This is a genomic window from Streptomyces sp. NPDC001668 (genome assembly GCF_042893155.1).
GTDB lineage: Bacteria > Actinomycetota > Actinomycetes > Streptomycetales > Streptomycetaceae > Streptomyces.
In genome coordinates, this window is record NZ_JBIAUQ010000028.1 from 1 (window position 1) to 25,682 (window position 25,682).

The window sequence follows — 25,682 nt, forward strand, 5'->3', positions numbered from 1 at the left end:
CGCCGTCGACCTCGCCGCCGAAACCGGCCTCACCCTCGTCGGCTTCCTGCGCGGCCACTCCATGAACGTGTACGCGGGAGAACACCGGCTCACCCCGGAAGCCGCCACGGCGGCCCCGGGCTGACCGGTCTCCTCGCCTACACGACGGCGGGACCCCGTCGGGCGGGGAGCGCCCCCTGCGCCCTCGGGGTCCCGCCTCAGTCGTGCTCGGTCAGCACTTCTCCCGCAGCGAGTGCAGGTACGCGCTGGAGCGGCGGGCGAACGTGAAGGACTCCGCGGGCTGGTCGTGCTCGGCCTGCCAGTGGTGGGCGAGGCGCTCGCCCCGGAGCCGGGTCACGGCGGAGATGAACTTCTGGTAGTCGATGTCGCCGTCGCCGACGTCGGTCATGCGGTAGCCGTAGGTGTTGGCGGGGTCGCTGACCCCGTCCTTGACGTGGAAGAGCGGGTAGCGGTGCGGCTGCCTGAGGACGTAGTTCAGGGGTTCGAAGGGCGCGGGTGTGCCGTCGGGCCGCTTGGAGAAGCGGAACTGGCCCGAGTACGCCCAGAAGATGTCCATCTCCAGGAACACCAGGTCGGGGTCGGTCTCCTTGAGCAGTACGTCGTAGAGGCGGACCTTGGGGTTGTCGGTGGCGAAGGAGAACTCCTCGGAATGGTTGTGCTGGTAGAACTTCATGCCGCGTGCCTTCGCCGCGGCTCCGTAGGTGTTGAAGTCCTCGGCGGCCCGCTTCCACGCGTCGACGGTCGAGCCGTAGCGGAACGGTCCTGAGGCGGTGCCGATGTGCTTGAGGCCGAGGGCCTGGGCGTCGTCGAGGACCTTGGTGAGGTTCTGGGCGAAGGTGTAGGCGTTCGGGTCGTCCGAGTAGTAGCCGACGTGGCTGCCGATCGGGTTCAGGCCGTGCTCGCGGGCCAGGCGCTTGAGCTGGGCGAGGGTGATCGGTCCGGCCGAGCCCTGGGTGTAGCCGGCGAACTCGACCTCGTCGTAGCCGTACTTCTCCAGTTCGGCGAAGACGGGGGCGAAGCCGAGCGTGGAGACCTTGTCGCGGAGGCTGTAGAGCTGGATGCCGAGGCGGCCGGGGGGCAGGACGGGGCGGCCGTGGCCGGTGGTGCCGGTCGCGGTCTCGGTGGCGGCTCCGGCCGGGGCGGCTGCGGCGCCCAGCAGCGCGGCGGCGGTGGCGCCGACGGCCACGCCGAGCATGCCTCTTCTGCTGAGGCGGTGGGTGAGTTCGGGGTCGGGCTGGGAGATGCGGCTCATGTCTGGGACTCCTCGGTGTCGGAGGGCGTTGTCAGTGGTGGGTGCTTCACTGGTGACAGGTCAGGAAAGACCGGCCAGTCGGAGCAGGAGTGACTTCACGTCGGTGGCCGCGATGCGGTCGCCGACGGCGCGGGGGGTGGAGCAGATGAGGAGCGGACCGTCGTCGTCGCTCTCGGGGATGCGGCCGTGGCTGCCGCGAATAGGTGACGGGTCGAGGGGCACGACCGCCATGCGGTAGCGCAGTCCGAGTTTCTTGCGGGCCAGCGCGGTGGCCGCCTTGACCTTGACGTAGGGGTCGAGCGGGTCCATGAAGAGTTCGACCGGGTCGTAGCCGGGTTTGCGGTGGATCTCGACCAGCTGCGCGAAGTCGGGCGCGCGGTCGTCGTCGAGCCAGTAGTAGTACGTGAACCAGGCGTCCGGCTCCGCCACGGCGACGAGTTCGCCGGAGCGCGGGTGGTCGAGGTGGTGGGCCTTCTTGCCCTCGTCGTCGAGGAGTTGCTCGATGCCGGGCAGGCCGTCGAGGGCCGCGCGGGTGGCCTCCAGGTCCTCGGGGCGGCGCACGTAGACATGGGCGATCTGGTGGTCGGCGACCGCGAAGGCACGGGACGCCATCGGGTCGAGGTACTCCATGCCGTCCTGGGTGTGCACCTCGAGGAGTCCGGCGCGGCGCAGGGCGCGGTTGATGTCGACGGGCCGGTCCGCGCGGGTGATGCCGTACTCGGACAGCGCGACGACGGTACGGCCTTCCGCGCGGGCGTCGTCCAGGAGCGGGGCCAGCGCCCGGTCCAGGTCGGCGGCGGCCTTCAGGGAGCGGGGGTCGTCGGGGCCGAAGCGTTGCAGGTCGTAGTCGAGGTGAGGGAGGTAGCAGAGCGTCAGGTCGGGGTGGCGGGTGCTCATGATGTGGCGGGTGGCGTCGATGATCCACTTGCTGGAGACGAGGTCCGCGCCGGGGCCCCAGAAGTGGAAGAGGGGGAAGGTGCCGAGTTTTTCGGTGAGTTCGTGGTGCAGGGCCGGGGGGCGGGTGTAGCAGTCGGGTTCCTTGCGGCCGTCGGCGTAGTAGACCGGGCGGGGGGTGACGGTGAAGTCGGTGTCGGCGCCCATGGCGTACCACCAGCAGATGTTGGCGACGGTGTAGCCGGGGTGGGCGCGGCGGGCGGCGTCCCAGAGCTTGTCGCCGGCGACCAGACCGTTGTGCTGACGCCACAGGAGTACGTCGCCGAGCTCGCGGAAGTACCAGCCGTTGCCGACGATGCCGTGTTCCGAGGGGTGGGTGCCGGTGAGGAAGGTGGACTGGGCGGCGCAGGTGACGGCGGGCAGGACGGTGCCGAGCGGGGCGTGGGAGCCGGATTGGGCGAGGGACTTGAGGTGGGGCATGTGGTGGAGGAGACGGGGGGTAAGACCGACGACGTCGAGGACGAGGAGGGGGGTCGGTCCCGTCTGTGGGGGCTGTTGGCTCATGGCAGCTCCTTCAGGCCGAGGTCGGTCAGCAGGTCGCGGGCGAGGGTGAGTTCGGCGGCGATGCCGTCGGCGAGCTGGGTGCGGCTGCGGGGGCGCAGTTCGGGTGGGAGGGCCTGCCAGGTGTAGGTCTCGACCTCCAGGTGGCGGGTGAGGGGCTGCGGGCCGCCGACGAGCCGGGTGAGGGCGGATTTGAGCACGGCGAGCGTGGAGGTGAGGGGTGCGGCGGGGGCCGCGTGCAGCGGGACGTGGAAGTGGGCTCGCCAGGGTGCCCCGTCGGGCAGGGCGTCGCCGGCGAGGGCCTCGCCGAGGTCGTCGGTGCCGCGCAGCCCGGCGGCGGTGGAGGTGCGTGTCTGGTGCAGGAAGCGGGGTTCGTCGAAGGCGGCGAGGGCCTCGCGGACCTCGGGGAGGTGGGGCTGTTCGGCGTGCAGAGCGGCTGAGAGCTGGGATTTGACGACGGGGACGCCGGCCGCGGTGAGGGCGTCCAGGGCGTTGTGCGGGTCTTCGAAGGAGGTGGCGAGGTGGCAGGTGTCGACGCAGATGCCGATGCGGTCGTGGGCGATCGCGGTCAGCGGGGCGAGCGCGTCGCCGGTGGTCTCGACGACGCAGCCGGGTTCGGGTTCGAGGCCGACGCGGATGGAGCGGCCGGTCAGCTCGTGGAGGGCGTCGAGGCGTTCGGCGAGGGTGAGCAGGGCGGTGCGGGCCTTGTCGGCGCTTCCGTCGTCGTAGCCGGTGCGCCAGGCGAGCGGGAGCGTGGAGATGCTGCCCTCGGTGACGTCGTCGGGGAGGAGTCCGGTCAGGACGCGGGCCAGGGCGGTGGTGTGGTCGAGGCGTTCGGGGTCGGTCCAGTCCGGCTTGTAGACGCGGTACTTGACCTCCTCGGCGCCGAAGCCCTCGTAGGGGAAGCCGTTGAGGGTGACGACTTCGAGGCCGCGCCGGTCGAGTTCGCAGCGCAGGTCGCGCAGCGCGGAGGGGTCGCTGACCAGGGCGTGGGCGGCGTCGCGGGCGAGCCACAGGCCGATGCCCAGGCGGTCGCGGCCGAGGCGGCGGCGGACGGGTTCGCAGTGGTCGCGGAGCTGGGCGAGGACGCCGTCGAGGGTTTCGGCGGGGTGGACGTTGGTGCAGTAGGCGAGGTGGACGGTGGTGCCGTCGGGGTGGCGGAAGCGCATGGCTCACGCCTCCGTCTTCTGGGGGCCCCGGAGGATGGAGTTGCCCTCGTGGGTGACGTCGGTGGCCGGCACGTCGAGGTTCAGGCGGCCGCTGAGTCCGTAGAAGGCGACCGGGTTGCGCCACAGCACGCGGTCGACGTCGTCCTCGGTGAAGCCCTCGGCGAGCATCAGGTCGCCGACCTTGCGGGTCTTGAGGGGGTCGCTGCGCCCCCAGTCGGCGGCGGAGTTCACCAGGACCTGTTCGGGGCCGTACGCGCGCAGGATCGCGACCATCCGTTCCTCGTCCATCTTGGTGTCGGGATAGACGGAGAAGCCGAGCCAGCAGCCGCTGTCCTTGGCCTCCTTGACGGTGGTCTCGTTGAGGTGGTCGACCAGGACCCGCTCGGCCGGCAGGGCGGACTCGCGTACGACGTCGAGGGTGCGGCGCAGGCCCGTGAGCTTGTCGCGGTGCGGGGTGTGGACGAGCGCGGGCAGCTCGTGGTCGGCGGCGAGCTGGAGCTGGGCGGCGAGGGCGGTGTCCTCGGCGGGGGTCATGGAGTCGTAGCCGATCTCGCCGACGGCGACGACCTGGTCCTTGACGAGATACCGGGGCAGTTCGTCGAGGACGGGCACGCAGCGCGGGTCGTTGGCCTCCTTGGGGTTCAGGGCGAGGGTGCAGTGGTGGGCGATGCCGTACTGGGCGGCGCGGAAGGGCTCCCAGCCCAGCAGGGAGTCGAAGTAGTCGAGGAAGGAGGCGGGCGAGGTGCGGGGCTGGCCGAGCCAGAAGGACGGTTCGACGACGGCACGGACGCCGACGGTGTGCATGGCCTGGTAGTCGTCGGTGGTGCGTGACGTCATGTGGATGTGGGGGTCGAAGATGCGCATCAGGACTCCTTGCCGTGGGTGCCGTTCGAGCAGGTCGGGCCCTGGTCGGCGGCCGGCGCGGGTGGGGTGGCCGTGGGGTCGGTCAGGGTCAGGACGCGGTGCAGGTCCGCGGGCACGGGACGGCCCGCGGCGGTGCGTTCGGCGGCGTAGTCGCCCAGCATGCGGGCGAGTTCGGCGTCCGCGTGGGCCCGCCGGTCCAGGTCGGCGACCTCGGTGACGGGCACGCCGGTGAACAGGCACTTCAGGACGGCGTGGCGCCATTGGTGGGCGTCGAGGTGGCGGGCGGCGTAGGGGCCGACGGCGGCGGCCAGGAGCCGGGTGTCGTTGGTGCGCAGGGCGTCCTCGACGAGCGGGAGGGCCTCCGGGCCGGGCACGAGGTGGGGCAGGGCCTGCAGGACGGCGCGGCGTTCGGCGGCGGTGCCCTGGGTGTAGACCCGGGTCAGGGCGTCGGTGTCGGCGCGGGCCGCGTGCAGGATCAGGATGCGGGCGGCGTCGGCGTGTTCGGGGCCGCAGCGGCGTCCGGCCTCGGCGAGGCGCAGCTCCCACACGGAGATGGGGCCGTGGCTTCCGGGGTGTGCGGCGGCCTCGTCGAGTGCCTGGTCGAGCCAGGCGCGGGCGGTTTCGCCGAGGTGTTCGGCGAGGTGGCTGTGCAGGTCGTGCAGCGGCGTTCGGGCGAGGGTGGTGCCCTGGGTGTCCGCCGCGCGGGTTGCCTGGTGGGCGTGGGAGCGGGTCATGGGGTGCTTCCTTGTGAGAGCGCCACTGCCTGATGGAGAAACGGGAGGGAGAGTTCGGCGAAGTGGGGGCCCGCGTGGGAGTGGCGGGGCAGTTCGACGACCGTCAGGCCCCGGTAGCCGGTGTCGGCGAGGGCGGCGAGGACCGGTGGGAAGTCGATGTCGCCGTCGCCGAAGGGGAGGTGTTCGTGGACGCCTCGGCGCATGTCCTCGATCTGGACGTGCCGCAGCCAGGGGCCGGCGGCGCGTACGCAGTCGGCGGGAGGGAGGGGTTCGAGGCACTGGCAGTGGCCGATGTCGAGGGTCAGGCCGAGGGCGGTCGGGTCGCCGAGGGTGGTGCGGAGGTGGTGGAAGTCGGCGAGGGTGGCGAGGAGGTGACCGGGTTCGGGCTCGATGGCAAGGGGGATCCCGGAGGTGGTGGCGCTGTCCAGGACGGGAGTGAGGGTCTCGGCCAGGCGTTTCCATGCCGTGTCCGGGTCCGTGCCCGGCGGGGTGATGCCGCTGAAGCAGTGCACGGCGTGCGCGCCGAGGTCGGCGGCGACCTGGACGGCCCGGACCAGCAGGTCGACGCGGCGGGCGCGGTCGTCCGGGTCGGGGTCGAGCAGGGACGGCCCGTGCTTGCGGCGCGGGTCGAGCACATAGCGGGCGCCGGTCTCCACCGTGACGCTCAGCCCGAGCGCGTCCAGCCGGTGCGCGAGGCGCCGGGTGCGGGCGGGCAGGCCGGGGGCGAGGGGGTCCAGGTGCATGTGGTCGAGGGTCAGACCGACGCCGTCGTACCCGAGGTCGGAGAGGAGGGCGAGGGCGTCGTCCAGGCGGAGGTCCGCGAGGCCGTTGGTGCCGTAGCCGAAGCGGAGTGGGGAGGTGCCGGGGGTCGTGGTCGGCCGGAGGGGGGCGAGGGAGTCGGTCATGTGACGCTCACCTTTCTCGCGAAGCGGCCTGCCAGCGGGGCGAGGGCGGTGGTGAGCAGAGCCGTGACGGTCGCGCCCTTGGTGCCCGAGCGGGCGGTGAGGGCGGCCTGGAGGGGGATCGTGGCTCGGATGCCGGCGGTGACGGCTCGTTGGGTGAGCGGGGGTGAGGGGTTGAGGGTGGCGTGGAGGTAGGCGCGGGCGGTGGTGGTCGCGTAGGTGGCGGCGAGGGCGAGCCGCAGGGCCGCGTGCGCGTCGAGGGGGGCCGGGCGGGGGCCGGTCTGACACCCGGGGCGGCGTGGCAGGCGGGACACGGCTGCGGCAACCGGGGCCGCCGAGCTCGCCCGGTCCGCCAGGTCCACCAGGTCCACCAGGCCCGCCAGGTCCGCCAGGCTGCGTGAACCGGTCCTGCGCCGGCTTGCCTCGCTCCGGCCGGTCGGGAGTGCACGCGGTCGGGTCGCCGCCCACGTCAGCGCGGCGGTCGCGGCGAGCGCCGCTGCGGGGGCCAGGGCTGAGCCGCCCTGGGCTTCGCGGCGGGACACGGTGGTGACGGCAAGGGTGTGAACGCCGAGCAGTGCGGCGGAGGGCAGGGCCCGGCGGACGCCGAGCACAGCGGCAGAGGGCGAGGCCCCGCGGATGCCGAGCACGGCGGCAGAGGGCAAGGCCCCGCGGACGCCGAGCACGGCGGCAGAGGGCAAGGCCCCGCGGATGCCGAGCACGGCGGCAGAGGGCAAGGGGTCACGGTCGCCGCCGGGCGAGGCGGGCGGCAGGGCCCGGCGCATGCCAACGGGGGCGGCCGACGGCAGGCCGCTACGGTTGCCGAGGCGGGCAGCGCAGGTCAGGGCCCCGCGCAGGCCGCGTACGACGCGGGGAACGGTTGCCCTCCCCGCGGCCGACCCAGGCGTGCCGACGACGGCCGTGGCCCACGCTCGGCGCGCACGGATCTTCCGGCCCTCGCTGCCCGCACCGCCCCTCCCGGCCTCGCCGTCCACGGCGCTCCTCCGGTCCCCGGTGTCGGCCCCCGCTGTCGCCGCCGCGCCGAGCAGCAGGTCCAGTGCGCGTGCCGTTGCCATGGCGAACGGGCCTGCCGGGGTGTCCTTCAAGGCCAGGTCGTACGCCCAGACGGTGGCCGCCAGCGGTACGGCGACCGTGAGGGCGGGGCGGCCCGCGCAGGCGGCCAGGGTGAGGCCCGCGCCGGTGAGGGCGCAGGCCGCGCCGAGGGCCGCCGCGGGGTGGATACGGCCGGAAGGGAGGGGGCGGTGGGGGCGTTCCACGGCGTCCAGGTCGCGGTCGGCCCAGTCGTTGAGGGCCATGCCGGCCTCGTAGAGGCAGGCGGAGGAGGCGATGGCGAGGAGGGTGCGGGAGGTGGGGCGTGCGGAGGCTGCCGCCGCTCCGGCGAGTGCGTCGCCGGGGACGGTGAACAGGGCGGGGAGGCGCAGGAGTTCGGCCCAGGCGCGGGCGCGGGCGCGGGGGCGGTGGGTGGGTGCGGGGGGCGGTGGTGCGGCCTGCCGGGTGACCTCCTGGAGCGGGGACGTGGTGAGGGGTGCCATGTGCTCGTCCGCTCCCTCGGAGGGGCCGCCGCCCACCGCTGTCCTGCTCGCCGTCACCGCCGCACCTCCCCCGAACGGCCGTCGACCGGCCCCGGGTGGCCGCCTTCCCTCGGCCCACCCCCGGCGGGCTCCGGCCGGAGCCGCTCCGCGAAGGCCACCAGCTCCGCGTACTGCTCCCCCAGCCCCGAAGGCCCCTCCCCCACGGGGTCCTTGAAGTAGAAGCCCAGTTCGCCGAGTGGCCCGGACAGACCTCTCTCGTGTGCCCGAGCGGCCAGGCGGGCCAGGTCGAGTACGAGGGGCGCGGCCAGGGCGGAGTCACAGCCCTGCCAGGTGGTCTGGAGGATCATGCGGGTGCCGAGGAAGCCGTCGAAGGCGATGTGGTCCCAGGCGGTCTTCCAGTCGCCGAGGGCGGGGACGTCGTCGATGTGGACCTCGCCCTCGGGGACGGTGGCGAGGGTGTCGGCCAGGACGCGCTCCTTGCCGGCGTTCTTCGCCGCGGCGGCCGCGGGGTCGGCGAGGGAGGCGCCGTCGCCGCCGCCGAGGAGGTTCGTGCCGGACCAGGCCCGGACGGTCAGGGCGCGTTGGGTGAACATCGGGCCCAGGACGGACCGGAGCAGGGTCTGGCCGGTCTTGCCGTCACGGCCCGCGAACGGGAGGCCGGAGGACTCGGCCCGCCGCCTCAGCAAAGGGTGGTGCAAGCCCGTGGAGGGGGTGAAGTTCACGTACGCGCAGCCTGCCCGCAGGGCCGCAGCGGCGTAGAGAGAGCTCGGGGGCAGGGCGTCGCCGGTGGGCACGGGCTCGGTGGAGGCGACGTTCACCACGACGGCGCGCGTCAGCCGGCGCCGTCGTACGAAGGACCGGATGTCCGCGGTGAAGGCGGCGATCAGATCATCCTCGGTCCTGGTGTCGCCGGGGAGGGGGCCGCCCGGCCTGATCTCCTGTTCCGCGGCGGCGAGTTCGGCGCTCACCGCGGTCGGCAGGCCGTAGGGCAGGACGCCGCCCGCGGCCAGGGCCTCCGCCCGTTTGGGCAGGGGGCAGTCCACTGTGTCGTGGCCGCCGAAGACGAGGGAGGACAGGGCGGGCAGGCCGCTGTCGGTGAAGGGCTGGGTCTCGGTGATCAGGCCCGTGGGCGGGTGCAGGCCCGCGGTCATGGCGGCGCACCCGGCGACGACGGTCGTGGCGACGGAACCACGGGCCCCGATCAGCCAGACGCCGACGCGCGGTACGGAATCGGACGCGGACATGGGCAGCCTCCTTGTCGAACACGTGGGTGCGCAGCTGCTGCGAAGAAGGGCGAAGACGGCGGGCGGGGGTCCGGCGTCCCCCGCCCGCCGCCGCTCAGTCGCCCTGCGAGGCCCCGGTCGACGAGGCCTTCGCGGGCAGTTCCCTGATCCGGATGTCGCGGAAGGACACCTGGTCGCCGGCTCCGTGGTTCTGGATGCCGACCTGCCCGTCACGCAGGCTGCGGGCCGGATCGGTGTTGGTGAAATCGTTGATCTTCACGCCGTTGAGCCAGACGCGGAGGCGTTCGCCCTCCACGCGGATCTCGTACGTGTTCCACTCCCCCGGCGGGTTCAGCGCACGGTCGCGCTTGTTCAGGTCGGCGGACCGGAAGCCGTAGACGGACCCTGTGGTCTTCTCGGGTACGTCGGTGGCGTCGATCTGGATCTCGTAGCCGTTGTCCACGGCGGACCAGGGGTCGTCCGAGGGCGGGAAGCCCACGAACACACCGGAGTTGTCGTCCCCCGAGGCGCTCGCCATCTTCCAGTCGAGCTTCAGGGAGTACGACCCGAAGCCCTGCCCGGAACCGGCGTACCAGAGCATCCCCATGCCGCCGGACGACGTGAGGGTGCCGTCCTCGGATCGGGTGAAGGAGCCCGGGCCGGCCTGCTTCCAGTCGGCCAGCGAGTCGGCGGTGCCGTCGAAGAGCGGACGGTATCCGTTCTCCGGTCGGCAGTCGGCCTGTGCGTCGCCGGTCGCATACCGGATCCCGCCCAGCAGATGGCCGCGGAATGCAGGATCCGCGTACGACTCCTTGGTGTGGCCGAAGCCGGTGTAGAAGGCCCGGCCGCCCTGGTAGTCCTGGCACCAGGCGATGGGATGGTCGCCGTTCATCGTGCCACCGGTGTACGACGACTCGTCGAGGGAGGCCAGGACGTGGACCCGGTCGCGCGGGTTGGTGCGGTAGTTGTACCACTCGTCGGTGCGGTTCCACGTCGGGGACAGCTCCGACGTGGACGGGTGGGCCCGGTCCTCGACCACCACGGTGGCGGGCTGGATCGCCGGGTGCGACTGGAAGTACGCGCCGGCGAGGCCGCCGTAGAACGCCCAGTCGTACTCGGTGTCGGCGGCAGCGTGGATGCCGACGTATCCGCCGCCGTGCCGGATGTAGCCCTCGAAGGCCCGCTGTTGGGTGGGGTCGAGGACGTCCCCTGTGGTGGAGAGGAACACGACCGCGTCGTAGCGGCGCAGGTTGCGGGGCGTGAACGCGGCCGCGTCCTCCGTCGCGTCGACCGAGAAGCCGGCGCTCGCGCCCAGTTCCCGTACGGCCGCGACTCCTTCGGGGATCGAGTCGTGCCGGAAGCCGGCCGTCTTGGAGAAGACCAGCACCCGATCGCCGTCCGCGGAGTGCGACGCGGCGGGTTCGGACACGCAGCCGAGGAGGAGGGCGGCCCCCACAACTGCCGTCGTCCATCGTCCGGTTGTGTGCATTGGAGCTCCTCCTCTCAGCCGGTCGTGAAGGTGAAGTCGTCCACGTCGAACAGGGCGCCGGTGCCGCTGCCCTTGAAGACCAGGTAGAGCGTGGTGGTGCCCCTCGGTGCATGGGACAGGGTGGCGGTGACGTCCTGGAAGGTCTCCCAGCCGCCGGTCACCGGCACGGTCGCCTTGCCGAGGAGGGTGCCCGTCGCGGAGCCCGCGCGGATCTCCAGCGTGCCGCCGGCGCCGCCCGAAGAGACGCGCGCGGTGACGGACTTGGCGTTGCTGAGGACGTACGGCGTGAAGGAGATCCAGTCGCCGTTGTTGATGTCACCGACGGTGTTGCCGCCGTGTGCCGTGTCCTTGGCGATGACCGAGACGCCGGAGCTGGTGCCGAAGTGCTCGGCCTGGCGGTGCCTGGGCTGGAGGACGCTCTGGTCGTGGGTGGTCAGCGGGGCCTGGCCGCCGCCTCCGTTGTCGGTGTACTCGGCGTCCATCACGCCGAAGATGTTGGCGTCCTCGTCGTGACCGCCGTCGGCGCTGGTCTGGAGGGTGCCGGTGCAGCCGTCGGCGGAGGTGACGGGGTGGCCGTGGCTGTCGTGGCCGAGGACGAAGGTGACCTTGACCTTGGTGCAGTCGATGGGCCGGCCGTCCTCGGGGTCGCTCACCCGCACCTTGAACGGGATCGCGTCCCCGAAGCTGAACAGCTGCCCGTCCTGCGGGAGTTCGAGGGTCACCTTGGGCGCGGTGTTGCCGACGACGATCTGCACGCTGGCACTGCCGGTGCGGCCGCTCGGGTCCTTCGCGGTCAGGGTCGCCGTGTAGGTGCCGTTCTTCTTGTACTTGTGGGTGGGGTTGGCGGCCGTGGAGGTGCCGCCGTCGCCGAAGTCCCAGCTGTAGGTGAGGGCGTCGCCGTCCTGGTCGCTGGTGCCCTCGGAGGAGAACCGCACGCGCAGTGGTGCCTGTCCGGAGGTACGGTCGGCTGCCGCCTGGGCGACCGGGGAGTGGCCGTCGGTGGCGTTCTCGATGCGGTACAGGGCGGAGTTCTCGTCGCCGCCGAACCAGGAGACGCCGTAGTCGAGGACGTACAGCGCGCCGTCCGGGCCGAACGCCATGTCCATCACCTGGGTGCCGGTCCACGGGATGTCGTTGATGGACTGGACGGTCCCGTCGGCGTCGCTGGTGATGCGCTTGATCCAGCGGCGGCCGAACTCCCCGGCGAAGAAGTCGCCGTCATAGGCCTCGGGGAACTTCACGGGTGAGTCGAGCGCGGGGTCGTAGTGGTAGACCGGGCCGCCCATCGGGGACTCGGAGCCGGTGCCGAACTCGGGTACGGAACCGTTGTCGTAGGGGATCCAGGCGGCCTGCGCCGGGGGAAGGTCGGTGAGGCCGGTGTTGTGCGGGGAGTTGTTCTTCGGTGCGGCGCAGTCGAAGGCGGCGCCCGAGGTGCCGGTCGCGAAGTCGTAGTCGACGTAGGCGTCGTTGTCGCCCGTGCAGTACGGCCATCCGAAGTTGCCGGGGCCGGTCACGCGGGCGAACTCGACCTGGCCGGCCGGTCCGCGGGCGGGGTCGGCGGCGCCGGCGTCGGGGCCGTAGTCGCCGACGTAGACGATGCCGGTCTGCTTGTCGACGCTGAAGCGGAACGGGTTGCGGAAGCCCATGGCGTAGATCTCGGGCCGGGTCCTGTCCGTGCCGGGAGCGAAGAGGTTGCCGTCGGGGATGGCGTACGTGCCGTCGGCGTTGACCTTGATGCGAAGGATCTTGCCGCGCAGGTCGTTGGTGTTGCCGGCGGTGCGCTGGGCGTCGAAGGCCGGGTTGCGGTTCGCGCGTTCGTCGATGGGCGTGAACCCGTCGGACTGGAAGGGATTGGAGTCGTCGCCCGTCGACAGGTAGAGGTTGCCGGCCGCGTCGAAGTCGATGTCGCCGCCGACGTGGCAGCAGATGCCGCGGGTGGCCGGGATGTCGATGATCTTCTTCTCGCTGGCGGCGTCGAGAGTGCCGTCGGTCTTCAGGACGAACCGGGAGAGCCGGTTGACGCCGTCGAAGGGGGCGAAGTCGGCCGCGGTGCCGGTCTCGGGGGCGTCGCCGGCCGGGGTGTTCAACGGCGGCGCGTAGTACAAGTAGATGAAGCGGTTGGTGGTGAACTGCGGGTCCACGCCGACGCCTTGGAGACCTTCCTCGTCGTGGGAGTAGACGTCGAGCTTGCCGGCGAGCCGGGTGGTGCCGGCCGCGTCGGTGATGCGGAGTTCACCGTCGCGCGAGGTGTGCAGGACCGAGCGGTCGGGGAGGACGGCGAGCGACATGGGCTCGCCGACCTCCGGCTCGCCCTTGGCGAGGGTGACCTGCTGGAAGTCCTCGGCGGCGGCCGCGGTGGCGGCTCCCTCGCCGGCGACGGCTGCGCCGGCCTGGGGAGCGGCGAGGGTGAGGGAGGCGCCTGCCAGCAGGAAGCCGGTGAGCAGGGCCGCCGCTCTGCGCCAGGGGGCGCGTCGTCTGTGGGTCTCGATTCTGCCGGTGGGCGTGGTGCGGTCTTTCCCGTGCACGGATGCCTCCAGAAAGGGGCCGGTCGTACGGGTGGGTGCGGGTACGCCGGGATGCGCCGTCATCCCGGAACTGACCAGTGCGGACTACTCGTTGGTCTGCTCGTTGACCTACTCGTTGGCGCCGAACGCCGCGTCGAACGAGGCCGACGGCGGCTCGAAGTCGTATGCCTTCAGCCGGTTCAGTGCCTCGGGTGCGCCCTGGAGCCGGTCCATGCCGGCGTCCTCCCACTCGACCGAGATGGGGCCCTGGTAGTCGATGGAGCGCAGCATGCGGAACACGTCCTCCCAGGGGACGTCACCGTGGCCCGCCGAGACGAAGTCCCAGCCGCGGCGCGGGTCGCCCCAGGGCAGGTGGGAGCCGAGGCGGCCGTTGCGGCCGTCGAGGCGCTTTCGGGCCTCTTTGCAGTCGACGTGGTAGATCCGGTCGCGGAAGTCCCACAGGAAGCCGACCGGGTCGAGGTCCTGCCACACGAAGTGGGAGGGGTCGAAGTTGAGGCCGAAGGCGGGCCGGTGCCCGACGGCGTCCAGGGCTCGCTGCGTTGTCCAGTAGTCGTAGGCGATCTCGCTCGGGTGGACCTCGTGCGCGAACCGCACGCCCTCCGCGTCGAAGACGTCGAGGATCGGGTTCCAGCGCTCGGCGAAGTCCTCGTAGCCGCGCTCGATCATCGGCTCGGGGGCGGGCGGGAACATCGCGACCAGGTGCCAGATGGCGGAGCCGGTGAAGCCGATGACGGTGTCGACGCCGAAGGCCCGTGCGGCCCGCGCGGTGTCCTTCATCCGGTCCGCGGCCCGCTGCCGGACCCCCTCCGGATCGCCGTCGGCCCACACCTGGCCCGGCAGGATGGCCTGGTGGCGCTCGTCGATGATGGCGTCGCACACAGCCTGGCCGACCAGGTGATTGGAGATCGCCCAGCACTTGAGGCCGTACTTGTCGAGCAGCGCGTGCCGGGAGTCCAGGTACGAGGGGTCGGTGAGTGCCTTGTCGACCTCGAAGTGGTCGCCCCAGCAGGCGAGTTCGAGTCCGTCGTAGCCGAAGTCGCGGGCGAGGCGGCAGACCTCTTCGAGGGGGAGGTCGGCCCACTGGCCGGTGAAGAGCGTGAACTGGCGCGGCATCTTTTCGGGGCCTCCTCAGACGGCTATCGGGGTGTAGACGGAGTTCTTCTCGGCGCTCTCCTCCACGGCCGCGAGGACGCGCTGGACCTGGAGTCCGTCGGCGAAGGAGGGTTCGGGGCGGCGGCCCTCGGCGATCGCGTGGACGAGGTCGCGGGCCTGGTGGACGAAGGTGTGCTCGTAGCCGAGGCCGTGGCCGGGCGGCCACCAGGCGTCCAGGTAGGGGTGGTCGCGTTCGGTGACGAGGATGCGGCGGAAGCCGGCGTGCGATCCGGGTTCCGTGGCGTCGTGGTAGGAGAGTTCGTTGAGGCGTTCCAGGTCGAAGGCCAACGAGCCGCGTTCGCCGTTGAGTTCGATGCGCAGGGCGTTCTTGCGGCCGGTGGCGTAGCGGGTGGCCTCGAAGGAGGCGAGGGCGCCGGAGGTGAGGCGGCCGGTGAACAGGGCCGCGTCGTCCACGGTGACCCGGCCGGTGCCGGTGCCGGAGACGGCGGAGAGGCCCTTGACAGAGCTGCCTGCCAGCGGCCGTTCCCGTACGAAGGTCTCCGTCAGGGCGGAGACCCCGGCCAGTGGTTCTCCCGCCAGGTACTGCGCGAGGTCGACGATGTGCGCGCCGAGGTCGCCGAGTGAGCCCGAGCCTGCCTGTTCCCGGCGCAGCCGCCAGGTCAGGGGGAACTCCGGGTCCACGAGCCAGTCCTGGAGGTAGGTCACCCGCACGTGCCGCAGCCTGCCGAGCCGGCCCTCGGCGACCATCCGGCGGGCCAGCGCGGTGGCGGGCACCCGGCGGTAGTTGAAGCCGACCATCGCCAACTGGCCACGTCCGAAGGCTTCTTCGGCGGCCCTGGTCATCACCTGGGCCTCTTCGACGGTGTTGGCGAGGGGCTTCTCGCACAGCACGTGCTTGCCCGCCGCGAGCGCGGCGACGGCGATCTCGGCGTGGCTGTCGCCTGGGGTGCAGATGTCGACGAGGTCGATGTCGTCCCGCTCGATCAGGGCCCGCCAGTCGGTCTCGGCGGCCGCCCAGCCGTGCCGGTCGGCGGCCCGGCGCACGGCGTCCGCGTCCCGTCCGCAGACCGCGGCGAGCACCGGGCGGCGGGGCAGGTCGAAGACGCGTCCGACGGTCCGCCAGCCCTGGGAGTGGGCGGCGCCCATGAAGGCGTAGCCGACCATGCCGACCCGGAGCGGCGGCACCTCGGCCCCTTCTGACTGCTGCGGCTGTGCCATGCGCGATGTCCTCCTCGTCGTCGTGGCGCGGTGGGGGGTGCAGCCCGGTCCGTCGACGAACCGGGCTCCTGGGACCTGCCCCTCGGTTCGGCCCGGCCGGGTCGCACCGCTGCGCGCAGCCGAGCCGGTCGGTAAGGCAGGCCCCGTGTCGGGACGCCTCACTTGAAGCCGGTGGACATGTACTGGTCGACGTTGGTCTTGTCGACGACGGCCGAGTAGAGGGTGAGCGAGGCCGGGATCTCGAACTCGGCGAGGCCGCCGATGCCCTTGGACTGGCCGAGGGAGCGGGCGAGGTCGATCGCGGAGGCGGCCATGGTCGGCGGGTAGAGGACGGTGGCCTTGAGGACGCCGTTGTCCTGCTTGATGGCCTGGAAGGCGGACAGGGCGCCCGCGCCGCCGACCATCAGGAAGTCGTCGCGGCCGGCCTGATCGATGGCGCGCAGCGCGCCCACGCCCTGGTCGTCGTCGTGGTTCCACAGCGCGTCGAAGCTCGACTGGGCCTGGAGGAGCTGGGCCATCTTGGCCTGCCCGGACTCCACCGTGAACTCGGCGGCCTGGCGGGCCACCTTCTTGATGTTGGGGTAGTTCTTCAAGGCGTCGTCGAAGCCCTTGGTGCGCTGCTTGGTGAGTTCCAGGTTGTCGAGGCCGGCCAGTTCGATGACCTTGGCGTCGGACTTCCCCTTGAGCTTCTCGCCGATGTAGTGGCCGGCGTTGAGGCCCATGCCGTAGTTGTCGCCGCCGATCCAGCAGCGGTACGCCTGCGGGGTGTTGAAGACGCGGTCCAGGTTCACGACCGGGATGCCGGCGCGCATCGCCTTGAGGCCGACCTGGGTGAGCGCCTTGCCGTCCGCGGGCAGGATGACCAGGACGTCGACCTTCTTGTTGATCAGGGTCTCGATCTGGCCGATCTGCTGGGCGGTGTCGTTGGAGCCCTCGGTGATCTCCAGGGTGACGTCCGCGTACTTCTTCGCCCGGTTCTTGGCGTTGTCGTTGATCGCGTTGAGCCAGCCGTGGTCGGCCTGCGGTCCCGCGAAGCCGATGGTGACCGGCTTGCCGGGCGAGTCGGAGGCCGCGGGCTGGTCGTTCGAGGCGGGTTCGTCGTCGCTGGAGTCGTTGCTGGTGCAACCTGCGAGGAGGGCGCCGGCCCCGACGGCGGCGGTCCCGAAGAGCAGCCCTCTGCGACTGGTGAAGCGGTTCGTGTGCTGTGGCATGGCGGTGAACCCTTTCCTCAGGTCGTGCTTGCGGTACGGCGCTGGACCAGCACGGCGGCGACGATGATCGCGCCCTTGGCGATCTGCTGGACGTCGCTCTGCAGGTTGTTCAGGGCGAAGATGTTGGTGATCGTGGTGAAGATCAGGACGCCGAGCACGGAGCCGGTGATGGTCCCGCGGCCCCCGGTGAGCAGGGTTCCGCCGATGATCGCGGCGGCGATGGCGTCGAGCTCGTAGAGGTTGCCGTTGGTGTTCTGGCCGGACCCGGACAGGATGATCAGCAGGAAGGCGGCGATGCCGCAGCACAGTCCGGACAGCAGGTAGAGGTAGAGGCGCTGACGGCGGACGTCGATGCCGGCGAGCCGGGCGGCCTCGGCGTTGCCGCCGACGGCGACGGTGCGGCGGCCGAAGGTGGTGCGGTTCAGCACCAGCCAGCCGATGATCGTCACGACCGCGAAGACGAGGACCAGCGGGGGGATGCCGAGCACATACGCGTCGCGGTTGCCGAGGTCCAGCACGCTGTTGATCGTGACGATCTGCGTCCTGCCGTCGGTGATCTGCAGGGCGAGTCCGCGGGCCGAGGCGAGCATGGCGAGCGTGGCGATGAACGGGACCATCCCGCCGTACGCGATGAGCAGACCGTTGACCAGGCCGCAGCCGACTCCGACGATCACCGCGGTGAAGAGGATGCCGGCGAAGCCGTACTCCTGGGTGGCGACGGTGGTGGCCCACACCGAGGCGAGGGCGACGATCGCGCCGACAGAGAGGTCGATGCCGCCGGAGGTGATGACGAAGGTCATGCCGACGGTGACGACACCGATCACCGAGGCCTGGGTGAGGACGAGTTGGAGGTTGCGGGTGTCGAGGAACTGGTCGGGCTTGGTGATGCCGCCGATGAGGACGAGCACGGCGAGCACGCCGAGGAGGGAGAGGGTGCGGACGTCGGCGCGGGCGAACACCCCTCGCCACGCGAACGGTTCGCTCGCCGGAGGCACTTTGTCGGCGCTTCCCCTGGGCGGGGACACATGTTGCGTCATGACGCCGGGCTTCCTTCCATGACGAGGTCGAGTACACGGTGTTCGTCGAGTTCACGGGCGGGTGCCGTGTGGACGACACGGCCCTCGCGGAGCACCAGGACGCGGTCGGCGAGGCCGAGCACCTCGGGGACCTCGCTGGAGACCAGCAGCACGGCCAGCCCCTCGTCGGCGAGGCGCCGGACGACCGCGTACAGCTCGGCGCGGGCGCCGACGTCGACTCCCCGGGTGGGTTCGTCGAGCAGCAGGATCCGGCAGCCGCGCAGCAGCCAGCGGGCAAGGACGGCCTTTTGCTGGTTGCCGCCGGACAGGGTGCGGATCGGCACGGAGGGGTTGTCGGGCCGCAGCGACAGTTCGCGGGTCGCGGCGCGGGCCGCGCCGAGTTCGGCGCCCCGGTCGATCCAGCCGGCGCGGGAGAAGCGGGACATGGAGGAGACGGAGACGTTGCAGGTGACGGACTCCAGCATCAGCAGGGCCTGTGCCTTGCGTTCCTCGGGGGCCAGCCCGATCCCGGCGCGGACGGCGGCGCGGACGCTGCCTGGCCGCAACGCCTGTCCGTCCACGACGACTTGGCCGCCGTTGGGCTTGCGGGCGCCGTAGATCGTCTCCAGGATCTCGGAGCGTCCCGAGCCGACGAGTCCGGCCAGTCCGACGATCTCCCCGGGGTGGATCACGAGGTCGAGGGGCTCGAACTCGCCCTGCCGGGTGAGTCCTTGGACCTCCAGCAGCGGCCTCTCGTCGTGCCCGGGAGCCGCCGGCCGCTCCGGAAAGACGTACTCGACGTTCCGCCCGGTCATCAGCGCCACGACCTCACGCGTCGGCGTCGACTTGGCGGGCAGTCCGACCGCGACGGCCCGGCCGTCCTTGAGGACGGTCACCCGGTCTCCGATCCGCCTGATCTCCTCCAGGCGGTGGGAGATGTAGACGACGGCGACACCCTCGGCGGTGAGGTCGCCGACGATCCGGAAGAGGTTGTCGACCTCGTCCGGGTCGAGTGCGGCGGACGGCTCGTCCATCACGATCAGCCGTACGTCGTGGGAGAGGGCCCGCGCCATGGACACGATCTGCTGCTGCGCCGCCGACAACTCCCCCACCAGGCGCGCCGGATCGATCTCCGGGTGCCCGAGCCGCCGTAGCAGTGCGGCCGTCGACCGGCGGGCCGCCTTGCCCCGTACGACGAACCCCGCGGCCGTGGGTTCATGGCCGAGGTGGACGTTCTCGGCGACGGACAAGTGCTCCACCAGGTCGAGTTCCTGGTAGATGGTGGCGATGCCGAGGCGCATGGCGGCGATCGGCGAGCGGAGGGTGACGTCCTCGCCGCGCCAGCGCAGGCGGCCGGTGTCGGGCTGGTGGGCGCCGGCCAGCACCTTGATGAGGGTGGACTTCCCGGCCCCGTTCTGGCCGAGCAGGCAGTGCACTTCGCCGGCCTGGACGTCGAGGTCGACGCCGTCGAGGGCCCGGACTCCGGGGAACGACTTGGTGATGCCGGACATGCTGAGCAGCGGTGGTTCTGGTGCCATGAGGTCCCCTTGGCGGGCGTGCGGGCCGGTTTCAGGGCAGGGCGAAGCAGGGCGCTGTGCTGGAAGGCGTGTCTTGGGAGCCGTGGCGGACGAATGCCGTACCGAGAAGTGGCCTACGCGGGTGAGAACAGGTGGTCGCTGATGAGCCGGGCCGCGCCGATGACTCCGGCGGTGGGACCCAACTCCCCAAGAACGATGGGAAGGTTGCCGGTCGCCAACGGCAGTGACTGGCGGTAGACCTGGGTGCGGATCGCGGCGAGCAGGGTGTGGCCGAGGCCGGTCACCCCGCCGCCGATCACCACCAGGCCCGGGTTGAAGAAGGAGACCAGGGCGGCGATGACCTGGCCGGTCCGGTTGCCGCCCTCACGGATCAGGTCGAGGGCGGTGGCGTCACCGGCGGCAGCGGCGGCGGCTACGTCGACGGCGGTCAGGCCGCCGTTGGTCCTGAGCCGTACGGCGAGTTCCTCCGACCGCCCCTGCTCGGCCGCGTCCACCGCGTCCCGGGCCAGGGCGGCGCCGCTGAAGTGGGCTTCCAGGCAGCCCCGGTTGCCGCAGGCGCACGGGCGGCCGTCGGGTACGGCCTGGATGTGCCCGATGTCGCCCGCGCTGCCCGTCACCCCGCGGTGGACCTCACCGCCGGCGACGATTCCGCAGCCGATGCCGGTGCCGATCTTGACGCAGAGGAAGTCGCCCACGGAGCGTGCGACGCCCGCGTGCATCTCCCCCATCGCCATCAGGTTCACGTCGTTGTCGACCATGACCGGGCAGCCGAGTTCCTGACTGAGCGCCTCCCGTACGGGGAAGCCGTCCCAGCCCGGCATGATCGGCGGAGCCACCGGTACGCCCTCGGGGAAGCGGACCGGTCCCGGGACGCCGATGCCGGCGCCGTCGAAACCCTCCGCGAGCCCCGAGGCCCTCAACTTGGCTGCCATGGACAGGACTTGCTCGAAGACCGCGACCGGGCCCTCGCGGACGTCCATGGGCTGGTTGAGATGTCCCAGGATCTCCAGTTCGGCGTTGGTGACGGCGACGTCGACCGAGGTCGCGCCGATGTCCACGCCGAGAAAACGCAGGTTGGGGGCGAGCCGGATGTTGTGGGAGCGGCGCCCGCCGCGGGAGGCGGCGAGTCCGTCGGCCACGATCAGGCCCGTCTCCAGCAGGCGGTCCACCTCCACGGCCAGCTTGGACCGTGACAGGTCGACCTGATCACCCAGTTGCGCCCGGGAGTTGGCTCCTCCGTCACGCAACAGCTTGAGCAGCCGGGCCTGGTGCGCGTTCGCAGGTCGTGCCGTCATGCGTCTCACGAGCCCCTCCCCGCCTCATTCGGCCACCAGTTGCCGGGCTTTCGAGGGGAACGTAGCAGCGGCTGCCGAACCTGGGAAGAAGCCGTGCGCAGATTGATGCCAACTTTCTCCACTCACAGGACAAAGAGCTGCCGCACTCTGGTGTCCCGGCGTACCGGCCCGCAGGATGGGCGCAAGGGAGGGGCACATGTTTCTGGTGACGGGTGCGACGGGGAACGTGGGTGCCGGGCTCGTTCGCGCGCTGGCGGAGTCCGGCGAGCGGGTGCGGGCCGTCAGCCGTTCCGGACGCGGCGACGGGTTACCCGCGGGTGCGGAGGCCGTGGCGGGAGATCTGAACCGGCCCGAGACCGTACGGAGCGCGCTGGAGGGTGTCCGCGGACTGTTCCTGATGCCCGGTTACGGCGGGCAGCGGCAGATCCTGGCGGACGCGCGAGCCGCCGGAGTCCGCCGCGTGGTGCTGCTCTCCGGTCTGTCGGCGGGCACCGGGGACCGGGAGAACGCGGTCGCCGGGTATCTGCTCGCCGCGGAGGACGAGGTGCGGGGCTCGGGCCTGGCGTGGACGTTCGTCCGCCCGACGAGCTTCATGACCAACGCACTCCGGCTCGCGGAGCAGATCCGCAAGGGCGACACGGTCCGGGTGCCCTTCCCGGACGCGCGGACCACCGACATCGACCCGTACGACATCGCACAGGTCGCTCTCCGGGCCCTGCTGTCGGACGAGTTCGCGGGGAGCGTTCTCGAAGTCACCGGTCCCCAGGCGCTGTTGCCCGCCGACCGGGTCCGGATCCTCGGCGAGGCGCTGGGCCGGAACCTGCGCGCGGTGGGACTGGGACCCGAGGAGGCCCGCGCCGAGATGGCGGCGGCCGGCATGCCGAAGCCGTACGCCGACGCCTTCTTCGGCTTCTTCGTCGACGGCACCCTGGACGAGTCGGTGGTGCTGCCCACGGTGGAGCAGGTCACGGGGCGTGCACCACGTACCTTCGCCGAGTGGGCACGGGATCACGTGGAGGCGTTCCGATGAGGTGACGGTGGCGACCTCGACCACAGAAGCACGGTGGCGACCTCGACCACAGAAGCGCACGGACCAGGCGACCACGACCACCGTCACTCGGGTCGGCCGACTACGACCGCTGCCGGGCGTGATACGACGTCCGCGTGTGCTCGGTGTGCTCCCGCATCAGTTCGGTGGCCCGGCGCTGGTCGCGGTCGGTGATCGCGGCGATCAGGGCCCGGTGCTCGATCCAGGACTGGTGCCCGCGCTGCCGGGCGATCGGTGTGTAGTACCAGCGCACCCGGCGGTCCACCTGCCCGGCCAGTTCCGCGAGGACCGCGTTGCCCGCCAGCTCCATGATCTTCGCGTGGAAGCGGGCGTTCAGGGCGACCGCGCCGTCCACGTCGTCGGCGTCGACGGCCTTCTCGCCCTCCGCGCACAGCACTTCCAGGGCCGCGACACCGGCACTGTCCGCGTTGGCGGCGGCGAGCCGTGCGGCTTCGGCCTCCAGCAGGGTGCGCACGGTGAGGAGTTGGTCGGCCTCCTCGTCGGTCGGCTCGTGCACGAACGCACCCTGGGCCGGCCGCAGATCCACCCACCCCTCGGTGTTCAGCCGCTGCAACGCCTCCCGCACCGGCTGCCGGGACACTCCCAGATGACCGGCCAGCTCACTCTCGACGAGATGCTGGCCCGGCTGGAGCGCTCGGGTCGTGATGAGTTCGAGCAGCGCCTCGTACACGCGGTCGCGCAGCGGGCCGGGACGTTCCAGCTTCGGCACGGCTCCCTGCGGCAGTCCCGTCGACAACATCGCGGTCCCCCTCCTCGGCGGCGGACACCCCCGTACACCTCTGACTGCTTGCCTTTTGTCTACAGTCTACGGCGCACAGGAGCCAGGTAAACCGCGCGTCGACCTCGTCACAGTCCGCACGTCACCATCCCGCCCGGCACCATCGCGCCAGTCACCATCCCGTACATCGCATACCGTCCGTCACGGACAGCGGACGACCTGACCGGCGTAGGACAGGTTCCCGCCGAACCCGAACAGCAGCACCGGATCGCCGGTCGCGATCTCGCCCTGCTCCACCAGCTTGGAGAACGCGAGCGGAATGCTGGCCGCCGACGTGTTCCCGGACTCCGTGACGTCACGGGCGACCACGGCGTTGACCGCGCCGATCTTCTCCGCGAGCGGTTCGATGATCCGCAGGTTCGCCTGGTGCAGGACGACCGCGGCGAGGTCGGCGGGGGTGAGCCCAGCCCGCTCGCAGGCCTGCCGGGCCAGCGCCGGAAGCTTCTGGGTCGCCCAGCGGTAGACGCTCTGCCCCTCCTGCGCGAACCGCGCCGGCTCGCCCTCGATCCGCACGGCGTGCCCCATCTCGGGCACCGAGCCCCACAGCACGGGCGAGATCCCGGGCACCTCGGCCCCCTCGACGACCGCCGCGCCCGCCCCGTCGCCGACGAGCACACAGGTGGTGCGGTCGCTCCAGTCGGTCACCGCGGACATCTTGTCGGCGCCGATGACCAGCGCCCGGGTGGCCGCACCGGCCCGCACGGTGTGGTCGGCGGTGGCCAGCGCGTGGGTGAACCCGGCGCACACCACGTTGACGTCCATCGCGGCGGGCGAGGGGATGCCGAGCCGGGCCGCGACCCGGGCAGCCATGTTCGGGGACCGGTCGACGGCGGTCGAGGTGGCGACCAGGACCAGGTCGATGTCGGCGGGGGTGAGCCCGGCCGCGGCCAGCGCCTTGGCGGCGGCGTGCGAGGCGAGCTCGTCGACCGGTTCGTCGGGACCGGCGATGTGGCGGGTCCGGATCCCCACCCGGCTCCTGATCCACTCGTCGCTGGTGTCGACCAGGCCCGCCAGGTCCTCGTTGGTGAGCACCTTGGCGGGCTGGTAGTGCCCGACTGCGGCGATCCGCGAGCCGTTCATGGAGGGTCCCCCTCGTTGCCTTGGGTAGCGGGATCCACCAGTCTGATCAGTGACTCACGGGTACGCGGGCACGTAAGGCCACAGGAAACGGGCGCCCGAGTTGTCGGCTTCCCTCACACCCTCGGACGCCCGAACACCTGCCGAACGGTTACCCGGTGAACAACTGCGTCGCCTTCTGTACGAGCTCGTACAGCCCGTAGGCGAGCGGCGCGCCGACCCACACCCAGGCGAGGACGATCAGCGGGCGCCGGTCAGGCGGACTCTGGCTGCTGTCGGGCTGTGACATCGGCGGCCTCCCTCGGTGCGGGAATGTGGTGACGGGCACTGACGGGGCGGACCAGCTCGTTGGCGACGAAACCGACGACGAGCAGACCGATCATGATCACGAACGACATCCCGTAGAGGGCGGACCCACTCTTGCCCGCGTCCTCCTGCCGGTCGGCGATCCAGTTCACGATCAGCGGTCCGAGGACACCGGCCGTGGACCACGCGGTCAGCAGCCGGCCGTGGATGGCTCCGACCTGGTAAGTGCCGAAGAGGTCCTTCAGGTAGGCGGGGATCGTCGCGAAGCCGCCGCCGTAGAAGGAGAGGATCACCAGTGCGCACAGGATGAACAAGGGCTTCGAGGAGTCGCCGAAGAGCGCGATGAGCCCGTACATCACCGCGCCCACGCCCAGGTAGACGCGGTAGATGTTCTTCCGTCCGATCAGGTCGGACGTCGACGACCAGCCGATCCGGCCCGCCATGTTGGCGGCCGACAGCAGCGCGACGAAGCCGGCCGCGGCCGACACCGAGACCGGGGTCGAGGTCTCCTTGAAGAAGTCGGTGATCATCGGGGCGGCCTTCTCCAGGATCCCGATGCCGGCGGTCACGTTCATGCAGAGCACGACCCACAGGCACCAGAACTGGGGCGTGCGCACGGCGTTGCGCGCCGAGACCTGCGGCCCCTCGAAGGCGCTGGGGGCGCTCTCGACCGGCTTCTCGCTGCGCGGTACGCGCACCAGCAGGACGCCGAGGAGCATGAAGACGGCGTACGACAGCCCGTGCACGAGGAACGCCAGCGCGATGCCGGAGCTGTCGGAGCCGAAGGACTCCAGCATCTGCGCCGACCAGGGCGAGGCGATGAGGGCGCCGCCGCCGAAGCCCATGATGGCGATGCCGGTGGCCATGCCGGGCCGGTCGGGGAACCACTTGATCAGGGTGGAGACCGGCGAGATGTAGCCGATGCCGAGACCTATGCCGCCGACGAAGCCGTAGCCGAGGACGATCAGCCAGTACTGCTCGGTGGCCGCGCCCAGGGCGGAGAGCAGGAAGCCGGACGAGAAGCAGATCAGCGCCACCGTCATCGCCCAGCGTGGCCCGTTGCGCTCCACGAGCGTGCCGCCGAACGCGGCGGACAGGCCGAGCATCACGATGCCGAGCTGGAAGGGCAGTGCGCTCTGCGTGCCGCTGAGACCGAGCGCGGACTCGAGCGGCGGCTTGAACACGGACCAGGCGTACGCCTGACCGATGGAGAGATGGACCGAGAGAGCGGCCGGGGGGACGAGCCAGCGGCTCCAGCCCGGGGGCGCGACAGGAGGACTCATGATCCCGGACGGTAGGAACAAACGAGCGAGATGGAAAGGCGGCGCGTCGACCGTATGCGATGAGCGGTATCCCGGACGCGACGAACGGTCGAACCGCCGGTTCCCCGGGCGGGTTGGGCCCGCCCCCTCGTTGCGGCCGGAGTTCGGCCTGCGGCGGCGGGTACCTGGGACGAGGGGTCGCGGACCGGCTGCGGCCTCACGCTCGATGTGCAGGACAATGACATCGTGAAGGCCGTTTCGGCTACCAGCACGTACGAGAACCGGGACTGAGACACATATGGGACGAGTCACGGAACGACGCAAGGTGATCCGCATCCGCGACGGAGCCATCTCCTCCCGCCCGGACACCCTGGTCACCGAGGAACCGCTGGAAATCCGCCTCAACGGCAAACCCCTCGCCATCACCATGCGCACCCCCGGCGACGACTTCGCCCTCGCCACCGGCTTCCTCGTCAGCGAAGGCGCCCTCGCCCACCACAACGACCTGCAGAACATCGTCTACTGCGCCGGAGCAACCGTGGACGGGTCGAACACCTACAACATCGTCGACGTCACCACCGCCCCCGGCGTCCAGATCCCCGACATCACCCTCGAACGCAACGTCTACACCACCTC

General features: G+C 71.4%; 22 protein-coding genes and 1 pseudogene. 3 read left to right on the forward strand and 20 right to left on the reverse strand.

Annotation, left to right across the window (positions count from 1 at the left end; all coding sequences use genetic code 11):
• The coding region (locus ACFYZ8_RS44495) for a formate dehydrogenase accessory sulfurtransferase FdhD (RefSeq protein ID WP_388542512.1) at positions 1 to 124 on the forward strand (124 nt) is incomplete at its 5' end.
• A gap of 87 nt (positions 125 to 211) precedes the next feature.
• Here ACFYZ8_RS44495 and ACFYZ8_RS44500 read toward each other — a convergent pair.
• From ACFYZ8_RS44500 to ACFYZ8_RS44575, 16 genes and pseudogenes are all read right to left on the reverse strand, one after another.
• A complete protein-coding gene (locus ACFYZ8_RS44500; protein ID WP_388542479.1) occupies positions 212 to 1,252 on the reverse strand; it encodes a sugar phosphate isomerase/epimerase family protein in 1,041 nt (346 codons plus the stop codon).
• A gap of 60 nt (positions 1,253 to 1,312) precedes the next feature.
• Positions 1,313 to 2,710, reverse strand: coding sequence for an alkaline phosphatase family protein (locus tag ACFYZ8_RS44505; protein WP_388542481.1), 1,398 nt, complete (start codon positions 2,708 to 2,710; stop codon positions 1,313 to 1,315).
• Positions 2,707 to 3,876, reverse strand: coding sequence for a metabolite traffic protein EboE (gene eboE / locus ACFYZ8_RS44510; protein WP_388542483.1), 1,170 nt, complete (start codon positions 3,874 to 3,876; stop codon positions 2,707 to 2,709). Before eboE ends, ACFYZ8_RS44505 begins: the two co-directional genes overlap by 4 nt.
• Positions 3,877 to 3,879: 3 nt before the next feature.
• Positions 3,880 to 4,740 (reverse strand): TatD family hydrolase, encoded by an 861-nt coding sequence (locus tag ACFYZ8_RS44515; RefSeq protein ID WP_388542484.1) that lies wholly within the window; start codon positions 4,738 to 4,740, stop codon positions 3,880 to 3,882.
• The gene (locus tag ACFYZ8_RS44520; RefSeq protein WP_388542486.1) at positions 4,740 to 5,474 is read right to left on the reverse strand and encodes an EboA domain-containing protein; all 735 of its coding nucleotides are present in this window, start codon (positions 5,472 to 5,474) and stop codon (positions 4,740 to 4,742) included. Before ACFYZ8_RS44520 ends, ACFYZ8_RS44515 begins: the two co-directional genes overlap by 1 nt.
• Complete coding sequence (locus ACFYZ8_RS44525; protein WP_388542488.1) at positions 5,471 to 6,379, reverse strand: sugar phosphate isomerase/epimerase family protein; 909 nt, start codon at positions 6,377 to 6,379, stop codon at positions 5,471 to 5,473. Before ACFYZ8_RS44525 ends, ACFYZ8_RS44520 begins: the two co-directional genes overlap by 4 nt.
• Positions 6,380 to 7,392: 1,013 nt before the next feature.
• Positions 7,393 to 7,926: pseudogene (locus ACFYZ8_RS44530) on the reverse strand (UbiA family prenyltransferase); the annotation flags it as partial.
• A 53-nt stretch (positions 7,927 to 7,979) separates the two neighbouring features.
• Positions 7,980 to 9,170 carry an inositol-3-phosphate synthase gene (locus ACFYZ8_RS44535; protein ID WP_388542490.1) on the reverse strand — a complete coding sequence of 397 codons (1,191 nt, stop codon included), beginning with the start codon at positions 9,168 to 9,170 and terminating at the stop codon, positions 7,980 to 7,982.
• A gap of 94 nt (positions 9,171 to 9,264) precedes the next feature.
• Entirely contained in the window at positions 9,265 to 10,638 is a 1,374-nt protein-coding gene (locus ACFYZ8_RS44540; protein ID WP_388542492.1) for a ThuA domain-containing protein, read from the reverse strand.
• Between the two features lie 14 nt (positions 10,639 to 10,652).
• Positions 10,653 to 13,163: a PQQ-dependent sugar dehydrogenase gene (locus ACFYZ8_RS44545; protein ID WP_389050840.1), complete on the reverse strand. Its 2,511-nt coding sequence runs from the start codon at positions 13,161 to 13,163 to the stop codon at positions 10,653 to 10,655.
• Positions 13,164 to 13,271: 108 nt separating this feature from the next.
• On the reverse strand, positions 13,272 to 14,276 hold the full coding sequence (locus ACFYZ8_RS44550) for a sugar phosphate isomerase/epimerase family protein (protein WP_388542494.1): 1,005 nt from the start codon (positions 14,274 to 14,276) through the stop codon (positions 13,272 to 13,274).
• A gap of 15 nt (positions 14,277 to 14,291) precedes the next feature.
• The gene (locus tag ACFYZ8_RS44555; protein ID WP_388542496.1) at positions 14,292 to 15,494 is read right to left on the reverse strand and encodes a Gfo/Idh/MocA family protein; all 1,203 of its coding nucleotides are present in this window, start codon (positions 15,492 to 15,494) and stop codon (positions 14,292 to 14,294) included.
• Between the two features lie 158 nt (positions 15,495 to 15,652).
• Positions 15,653 to 16,705: a substrate-binding domain-containing protein gene (locus tag ACFYZ8_RS44560; protein ID WP_388542497.1), complete on the reverse strand. Its 1,053-nt coding sequence runs from the start codon at positions 16,703 to 16,705 to the stop codon at positions 15,653 to 15,655.
• Positions 16,706 to 16,722: 17 nt separating this feature from the next.
• Positions 16,723 to 17,742 (reverse strand): ABC transporter permease, encoded by a 1,020-nt coding sequence (locus tag ACFYZ8_RS44565; RefSeq protein WP_388542499.1) that lies wholly within the window; start codon positions 17,740 to 17,742, stop codon positions 16,723 to 16,725.
• A complete protein-coding gene (locus ACFYZ8_RS44570; protein WP_388542501.1) occupies positions 17,739 to 19,259 on the reverse strand; it encodes a sugar ABC transporter ATP-binding protein in 1,521 nt (506 codons plus the stop codon). The genes ACFYZ8_RS44565 and ACFYZ8_RS44570 overlap by 4 nt, the downstream gene beginning before the upstream one ends.
• 113 nt (positions 19,260 to 19,372) lie before the next feature.
• Positions 19,373 to 20,554, reverse strand: a complete 1,182-nt coding sequence (locus tag ACFYZ8_RS44575; protein WP_388542503.1) for an ROK family transcriptional regulator — start codon at positions 20,552 to 20,554, stop codon at positions 19,373 to 19,375.
• Between the two features lie 196 nt (positions 20,555 to 20,750).
• Between ACFYZ8_RS44575 and ACFYZ8_RS44580 the strand changes: the two genes are divergently transcribed.
• A complete protein-coding gene (locus ACFYZ8_RS44580; RefSeq protein WP_388542505.1) occupies positions 20,751 to 21,584 on the forward strand; it encodes an NAD(P)H-binding protein in 834 nt (277 codons plus the stop codon).
• A gap of 100 nt (positions 21,585 to 21,684) precedes the next feature.
• On the opposite strand, the gene ACFYZ8_RS44585 is transcribed toward ACFYZ8_RS44580, so the two are convergent.
• From ACFYZ8_RS44585 to ACFYZ8_RS44600, 4 genes are all read right to left on the reverse strand, one after another.
• The gene (locus ACFYZ8_RS44585) at positions 21,685 to 22,362 is read right to left on the reverse strand and encodes a GntR family transcriptional regulator (RefSeq protein ID WP_359035967.1); all 678 of its coding nucleotides are present in this window, start codon (positions 22,360 to 22,362) and stop codon (positions 21,685 to 21,687) included.
• Positions 22,363 to 22,542: 180 nt separating this feature from the next.
• On the reverse strand, positions 22,543 to 23,481 hold the full coding sequence (locus ACFYZ8_RS44590) for a beta-ketoacyl-ACP synthase III (RefSeq protein ID WP_388542507.1): 939 nt from the start codon (positions 23,479 to 23,481) through the stop codon (positions 22,543 to 22,545).
• A 148-nt stretch (positions 23,482 to 23,629) separates the two neighbouring features.
• On the reverse strand, positions 23,630 to 23,767 hold the full coding sequence (locus ACFYZ8_RS44595) for a hypothetical protein (RefSeq protein ID WP_359035972.1): 138 nt from the start codon (positions 23,765 to 23,767) through the stop codon (positions 23,630 to 23,632).
• Positions 23,733 to 25,067 carry an OFA family MFS transporter gene (locus tag ACFYZ8_RS44600; protein WP_359035974.1) on the reverse strand — a complete coding sequence of 445 codons (1,335 nt, stop codon included), beginning with the start codon at positions 25,065 to 25,067 and terminating at the stop codon, positions 23,733 to 23,735. The genes ACFYZ8_RS44595 and ACFYZ8_RS44600 overlap by 35 nt, the downstream gene beginning before the upstream one ends.
• 277 nt (positions 25,068 to 25,344) lie before the next feature.
• Between ACFYZ8_RS44600 and ACFYZ8_RS44605 the strand changes: the two genes are divergently transcribed.
• Positions 25,345 to 25,682, forward strand: a 338-nt coding sequence (locus ACFYZ8_RS44605; RefSeq protein ID WP_388542510.1) for a formate dehydrogenase accessory sulfurtransferase FdhD, incomplete at its 3' end; no start/stop codon positions are given.

Coding starts and splice junctions, on each gene's coding strand:
- ACFYZ8_RS44500 (WP_388542479.1), bottom strand. CDS start 1,252: ATGAGCCGCATCTCCCAGCCCGACCCCGAACTCACCCACCGCCTCAGC.
- ACFYZ8_RS44520 (WP_388542486.1), bottom strand. CDS start 5,474: ATGACCCGCTCCCACGCCCACCAGGCAACCCGCGCGGCGGACACCCAG.
- ACFYZ8_RS44570 (WP_388542501.1), bottom strand. CDS start 19,259: ATGGCACCAGAACCACCGCTGCTCAGCATGTCCGGCATCACCAAGTCG.
- ACFYZ8_RS44535 (WP_388542490.1), bottom strand. CDS start 9,170: ATGTCCGCGTCCGATTCCGTACCGCGCGTCGGCGTCTGGCTGATCGGG.
- ACFYZ8_RS44600 (WP_359035974.1), bottom strand. CDS start 25,067: ATGAGTCCTCCTGTCGCGCCCCCGGGCTGGAGCCGCTGGCTCGTCCCC.
- ACFYZ8_RS44580 (WP_388542505.1), top strand. CDS start 20,751: ATGTTTCTGGTGACGGGTGCGACGGGGAACGTGGGTGCCGGGCTCGTT.
- ACFYZ8_RS44595 (WP_359035972.1), bottom strand. CDS start 23,767: ATGTCACAGCCCGACAGCAGCCAGAGTCCGCCTGACCGGCGCCCGCTG.
- ACFYZ8_RS44590 (WP_388542507.1), bottom strand. CDS start 23,481: ATGAACGGCTCGCGGATCGCCGCAGTCGGGCACTACCAGCCCGCCAAG.
- ACFYZ8_RS44525 (WP_388542488.1), bottom strand. CDS start 6,379: ATGACCGACTCCCTCGCCCCCCTCCGGCCGACCACGACCCCCGGCACC.
- ACFYZ8_RS44550 (WP_388542494.1), bottom strand. CDS start 14,276: ATGCCGCGCCAGTTCACGCTCTTCACCGGCCAGTGGGCCGACCTCCCC.
- ACFYZ8_RS44575 (WP_388542503.1), bottom strand. CDS start 20,554: ATGACGGCACGACCTGCGAACGCGCACCAGGCCCGGCTGCTCAAGCTG.
- ACFYZ8_RS44515 (WP_388542484.1), bottom strand. CDS start 4,740: ATGCGCATCTTCGACCCCCACATCCACATGACGTCACGCACCACCGAC.
- ACFYZ8_RS44555 (WP_388542496.1), bottom strand. CDS start 15,494: ATGGCACAGCCGCAGCAGTCAGAAGGGGCCGAGGTGCCGCCGCTCCGG.
- ACFYZ8_RS44565 (WP_388542499.1), bottom strand. CDS start 17,742: ATGACGCAACATGTGTCCCCGCCCAGGGGAAGCGCCGACAAAGTGCCT.
- eboE (WP_388542483.1), bottom strand. CDS start 3,876: ATGCGCTTCCGCCACCCCGACGGCACCACCGTCCACCTCGCCTACTGC.
- ACFYZ8_RS44540 (WP_388542492.1), bottom strand. CDS start 10,638: ATGCACACAACCGGACGATGGACGACGGCAGTTGTGGGGGCCGCCCTC.
- ACFYZ8_RS44585 (WP_359035967.1), bottom strand. CDS start 22,362: ATGTTGTCGACGGGACTGCCGCAGGGAGCCGTGCCGAAGCTGGAACGT.
- ACFYZ8_RS44560 (WP_388542497.1), bottom strand. CDS start 16,705: ATGCCACAGCACACGAACCGCTTCACCAGTCGCAGAGGGCTGCTCTTC.
- ACFYZ8_RS44505 (WP_388542481.1), bottom strand. CDS start 2,710: ATGAGCCAACAGCCCCCACAGACGGGACCGACCCCCCTCCTCGTCCTC.